Below are 3,184 nucleotides of genomic sequence, written 5' to 3' on the forward strand. Positions count from 1 at the left end.
ATCCGCCAGTCGACCTAATGATGGTGACCTTCGGGTTCGACCATCTTGAACGGCAGCGCCTGCTCGCGACCATTCGCGGCCAGGATCAACCTCGCCTGGAACTCATGCGGCTCGGCCGGAGCAACCGTGCTCTCAAGCCGATGATGGTTGTCAGCGACGGGTTCGAGGCGAAGCGTCTCCGGCCCGCCGGGCCGGTCGATGATCACCATTGCTGTCAAATCATCTGCGTGGCGATCGATGGTCAGCCGCATCCGCTCGCCGGCCGCCGTGTCGACGATTTCCAACCTCCCTTCAGCCAGATCGCAGGCGACCTTGAAGGGCTTCGGCGCATGATGGTGAGCATGAGAGGTTTCCGCGCCAGTGACGGCCGGCGCGGCTGGGCTCACCAGGCGGACATTGGCTTCCGCCAACGCCGGCAAGTGGGCGAACAACTCTTCCTTGAGGGCTTCTGTTACGCCCAGCACGTCCTTGGCCGTCGCCATTTCCGGAACACTGATGGCGACGTCGGCATGCAGGCGATGACCGATCCAGCGTGCCTGCACGCCTTCAACGCGCCCGATGCCCGACACGTGTTCGGCGGCATGATGGATTTCGTCGATGACGCCGGGCTCGACTCCGTCGAGCATGCGGGTCAACACGGCTTTCGACGACTGCCAGACGATGGCGAAGATCGCCACGGTGATCAGCAGCCCGACGATTGGATCGGCAAGCGGAAAACCCAGCCATACGCCAATAGCGCCCAGCACGACCGCCAGGCTGGTAAAGCCGTCGGTGCGAGCATGGTAGCCGTCTGCGATCAGCGCAGCGCTGTTGATCTCTCGCCCGACGCGGATACGAAATACGGCGACCGCTTCATTGCCGATGAAGCCTATGAGGCCGGCGATGCCGACCCAGCCAAGAAATGTGATGGGACGCGGATTGATCAGGCGATCGATCGCCTCGTAGCCGGCGACGATGGCGCTGAAGAGGATGATGAGAACGATGATGATGCCGGCCAGATCCTCGACCCGGCCCAGCCCGTAGGTGAACGTCTTGCTCGGTTTGCGGCGGGCCAGCACGAACGCGATCCACAGCGGAATGGCAGTGGCCGCGTCGCCGACATTGTGGATCGTGTCGGCCAGCAGCGCCACGCTGCCGGAGAGGAACACGACGACGAGCTGAAGCGCTGCCGTGATGGCCAGAACGACGAACGACCATTTGATCGCCCAGATGCCACGTGTCGTCGTGGCGATCGTCGGATCGATGACGCCATGGGTATGGCCATGGCCACCATCACCGTGATCATGTCCGTGCCCCCCCATGCCATGCGTCATCGGGCCAAACCCGAACCAATCGCGAACCTTGTCCATCATATTGCTTCTCACAGGTACTTTGTGATGTCCTTGAATTCATCGATCGAGCGGCGCTGCTCGCGCGCCAAGGGCCCGACGACGTCTTCAAGGCAATGGTTGAGATGATCCTGGATCAGGGTCTTCTTGGCTTGCGAAATGGCCTTCTCGACAGCATGGAGCTGCTGGGCGAGGTCGAGACAGGGTCGGCCCGCTTCGATCATTTCGATGACGCCCTTGAGATGTCCGTCGGCCCGTTTCAGGCGTTTGACGATATCGGGATGGGTTTCGTGGGTGTGGGGTTGGTCGCTCATATCCTGATACTATCCTCCTGGAGGGGATATGCAAAGTCTCAAAGAGGCCTCGATTCTGATGTAGCAAAAACCATTCGTTAGGATTTTAGAGAATAATCGCCGTTCATGCCGAATCGGATCCACAGCACAGTTTTTGTCTGGTCATCGCTTCGCCGAGATAGATGAAGGGCAGCACATTGATGCCTGAGATTTCCTGGATGTAGCCCTTGTCGCGCCAAGCACATGGTGACGGGATACGACCACATCCTGTTCCTGTTCGGCGTGATCTTCTTCCTCTAGCGGATGAAGCATATCGGCATCTATGTCAGCCTGTTCGCGCTCGGCCACTCCACGACCATGCTGCTCGGTGTCCATTTCAACGTCGGCATCAACAGCTACATCATCGACGCCATCATCGGCCTGTCCGTGGCCTACAAGGCGCTCGACAATATGGGCGCTTTCCAGAGATGGCTCGGCTTTCAGCCGAACACCAAGGTCGCGACGCTGGTCTTCGCCTTCTTCCATGGTTTTGGCCTGTCGACGAAGATCATCGAATACAACATCTCGCCTGACGGCCTGGTGCCCAACCTTTTGGCCTTCAATGTCGGTGTCGAGATCGGCCAACTCATGGCCCTCGGCGCCATCCTGATTGTGATGGGCTACTGGCGCAGGACACGAAGCTTCTGGCGCCACGCCTATACCGCAAACGTTATCATGATGACGGCCGGTTTCCTGCTGATCGCATATCAGCTCACCGGCCTGTTTGTCGCAGCATAAGGAACCGATACCATGTACACCACCGACCTTCCCAGCCGCGCCGATTTGCCGACGTCAGCGCAGCTGAAGCGCTCCACCATGATTGCCGCGCTGACGGCGCTCGCCCTGCTCGTCACGGTCGTCATGCCATCCGAGTATGCGATCGATCCGACTGGAGCAGGCAGATTGCTCGGCCTCACCAATATGGGTGAAATCAAGACACAGTTGGCGGCCGAGGCGGCAACGGACGAAATGGCCAGCGCGAAGGCGACAGCCGAGCGGATGACGCAAATGGTCCCTCCAGCCGCCGAGTTGATGGCGCGCATGGACCGAATTGAAAACCTCCTCGTTGCCCTGACCGCCGAACAGCCCGCGTCGCAGCCATCCCGAACTGGGGAGGCCGTTGCCCAAGACAATGTGACAGTTGGAGAGATTGCTCCCGCCGAGGCTCCGGCCATTGCTGCAGCGCCTGTCGCCGAAGCAACCTCGGAAGCCCCGATCCGCCCAGATGGAAGGCAAGACGAGCTATCCTTCACGTTGACGCCAAGCCACGGTGCCGAAGTCAAGCTCGTGATGCGGCAGGGTGCCAAGGCAAACTTTTCCTGGACAGCTGACGGTGGCATGGTGAACTTCGAGACGCACGGCGATGGCGGCGGTCAGTCCGTAAGCTACGAAAAGGGTAGCAGCGTTCCAGCTGACGAAGGGTAAGCGCGAATTTCCCCGCACCTTTTGCTGTTGAGTGCTCTGATGCATGAGGTGTCCACCAAAATAGGTGGACACCTTGTGATGGAAGAAGATGAGCAGAAA

General features: G+C 59.7%; 3 protein-coding genes and 1 pseudogene. 2 read left to right on the forward strand and 2 right to left on the reverse strand.

Going from position 1 to position 3,184, the window contains the following annotated elements; all coding sequences use genetic code 11:
- Nucleotides 1–14 precede the first annotated feature (14 nt).
- Nucleotides 15–1,352, reverse strand: coding sequence for a cation diffusion facilitator family transporter (locus NKH49_RS34470; protein WP_352503511.1), 1,338 nt, complete (start codon nt 1,350–1,352; stop codon nt 15–17).
- An 8-nt stretch (nt 1,353–1,360) separates the two neighbouring features.
- Nucleotides 1,361–1,642 (reverse strand): metal-sensing transcriptional repressor, encoded by a 282-nt coding sequence (locus NKH49_RS34475; RefSeq protein ID WP_352503510.1) that lies wholly within the window; start codon nt 1,640–1,642, stop codon nt 1,361–1,363.
- Between the two features lie 213 nt (nt 1,643–1,855).
- On the opposite strand from NKH49_RS34475, the pseudogene NKH49_RS34480 reads away from it, so the two are divergent.
- Together NKH49_RS34480 and NKH49_RS34485 are read left to right on the forward strand one after the other, a co-directional pair.
- Nucleotides 1,856–2,398 (forward strand): annotated as a pseudogene (locus tag NKH49_RS34480) (HupE/UreJ family protein); the annotation flags it as partial.
- Nucleotides 2,399–2,410: 12 nt separating this feature from the next.
- Nucleotides 2,411–3,085, forward strand: coding sequence for a hypothetical protein (locus NKH49_RS34485; protein ID WP_352930117.1), 675 nt, complete (start codon nt 2,411–2,413; stop codon nt 3,083–3,085).
- The last annotated feature ends 99 nt before the right edge of the window (nt 3,086–3,184 follow it).

This window comes from Mesorhizobium sp. M1088, from assembly GCF_040318575.1.
Taxonomy (GTDB): domain Bacteria; phylum Pseudomonadota; class Alphaproteobacteria; order Rhizobiales; family Rhizobiaceae; genus Mesorhizobium.

Coding starts and splice junctions, on each gene's coding strand:
- NKH49_RS34485 (WP_352930117.1), top strand. CDS start 2,411: ATGTACACCACCGACCTTCCCAGCCGCGCCGATTTGCCGACGTCAGCG.
- NKH49_RS34475 (WP_352503510.1), bottom strand. CDS start 1,642: ATGAGCGACCAACCCCACACCCACGAAACCCATCCCGATATCGTCAAA.
- NKH49_RS34470 (WP_352503511.1), bottom strand. CDS start 1,352: ATGATGGACAAGGTTCGCGATTGGTTCGGGTTTGGCCCGATGACGCAT.